Annotated in this window: 1 protein-coding gene and 1 tRNA gene; both read left to right on the top strand. The window is 32.7% G+C overall.

The annotated features are described in order from the left end of the window. Positions 1–208 precede the first annotated feature (208 nt). Positions 209–1,597, top strand: coding sequence for a hypothetical protein (locus U9R42_11790; protein ID MEA3496704.1), 1,389 nt, complete (start codon positions 209–211; stop codon positions 1,595–1,597). Positions 1,598–1,672: 75 nt separating this feature from the next. Next, positions 1,673–1,745: transfer RNA gene (locus tag U9R42_11785), tRNA-Lys, on the top strand. Positions 1,746–2,046 lie beyond the last annotated feature (301 nt).

Raw genomic sequence — 2,046 nt, 5'->3', positions numbered from 1 at the left:
TTGACCTGTCTGCGTGCTACGCACAGGCAGGCGATATTGCTAACCCGTTGGATGATATGGAATTATAGGTTTTTGAGTGTATCTGAACATAATGGAAATAAACGGAACTTCCGTTTATACAAATGTTGTAGCCAATTTAAAAACACTACGCAAAAAGAATGTGCACATAATTCGTAGACTTGCATAAGATTTAAAAAAGTCTAATTTAATGAGTAAAGTAAAAGATTTACATAAAACCTTAAAAGAAAGGAAACGACCTGAAGATATTGCCCAAATGGTTATTGAACTAATTGGAGAAAATCTATCCGTAAAAGAAAGAAGTCTTTTAGAAAAGGCAGCAAAAGGTTCCCTTAAAAAAACTCTTTTTGGTTACACTTCAATGATGCAGGAATTTACGACTGCAATCGGAGCTGAAAAACAAATCAAAAAGACAATAGAAATATTTAAGCTAAATGAAAAGGATTTAATAGACTATAATAATATTAGTGAAATTGAAGATTTTATTAAGAAAATCTCACCAATAATATTTAAAGAAGTTGGCTCTAATAATTATCTATCAGATAGATTAAATAAAGAGCAACGAAAAGAAAAGGGCTTAGAACTAAGCAAAAGGAATTATAACAAAAAATGGAGGCTTTTAAAACGACTAGAGAAGAAATTATTTAAATACAGTCGTGAAATTAAAAAAAATGAATTTCAAAAAATTGGAAAACACGGATTAGCTCATAAAATAGAGTTTTCAGAATTCAGTAAAGACCTTAATTCTGCTTGTTTCATTGCTTACTATAATTCTAGATGTAATTTAAGGAATGTATTCACTAACACAAGCCAAGAAAGGGCTTTTGATGAAATTTCTCAAATGCTATTAAATCGCTGTAAAGGAATTTCCACAAGTTCTGTCTTAAGCTTTTTCAAAACTAAAACTAGGCTAGAACGGAATAATAAAACAAATTGGTGGGCAATTTCACATATCTATACTAGTCAAGAGGTTTTAAGTAATCTTTCTGACAAACATAAAGGAGAACTTTTAGGGAAATGGACAGGGATTTTACAAGAAATAGCTGAATTATTAGATGAAATATGGTCAAAAAGCGACATAAATAGACAGACAATGATTGTGAAAAGAGGTAATGACTCTACAACTTGGAATAATAAAGCTGGAGCTTGGAACAAAGCAAGAGATAATTGGATGAATATCGTTTATGCTCTTGGTATGGATTATATTTTAGATGAAATTTGTTTTGGCAAGGTTCTTAGATTAATGGCTGCTGATGTTGTCGCTTGGCACCATTCTACAGGTGGAAAACTTGACCCAAATACCGAGATTTGGAATAAAATACCATTACCTTGGGAAGTGTTTCAAGGAAAAGAAAATTGTAATAAAGAATTAGTTGTAAAATACTGTAAACAGGCAGGAGTTAATCCTGAAAAATCAGGTTGGATTGCACCTAGAGTTCACGGAGTAGCAGAATTTAAACCTACACCAGAACTTGTTCACGGAGTAACGGTTTCCAATCCATATTTAGCAACTGTTCTTAAAAGACATAAATATTTTTCAGGTAAAAATGCAAAACCATTATTTTCTGAAAGAAATTAGATAGGTTAGTTCAGTGGTAGAACGTTCGGCTCTACACCCGAATGGACGCAGGTTCGAGCCCTGCACCTATCTAAGTCTGATATAGCTCAGTGGTAGAGCGTCTGGCTCTTAGACCGGATGGACGTAGGTTCGAGCCCTACTATCAGACCTAATGAATAAAAAAAACTGGCTACAACACCTAAGCATATAAAAACCCATAGTGCATGGCCACCTATGGTTTTTATGTGCGTTGTTGAGCCTGCCTGCCAAGGCTCGACAGGCGGGCGAAACCAAAAGTTACACAGTGCTTATATGTAATTTTAATAAATGATGAACTTTGAGTAAAGTTAAATTTTTTCGGGTAATTTTAAAATTAGTGATTGTATTTTGGCAACATTTCATTTTTTTTGATACTTTTTTATTTTAAATAATTCATTTTTGTTGATTTTTAAGTTAAATTTTAATTTTTG

Source organism: Bacteroidota bacterium (assembly GCA_034723125.1).
Lineage (GTDB): Bacteria > Bacteroidota > Bacteroidia > CAILMK01 > JAAYUY01 > JAYEOP01.
Note: the sequence above shows the minus strand (reverse complement) of the source record. Positions and strands in the feature narration are given on the sequence as shown.

Coding starts and splice junctions, on each gene's coding strand:
- U9R42_11790 (MEA3496704.1), top strand. CDS start 209: ATGAGTAAAGTAAAAGATTTACATAAAACCTTAAAAGAAAGGAAACGA.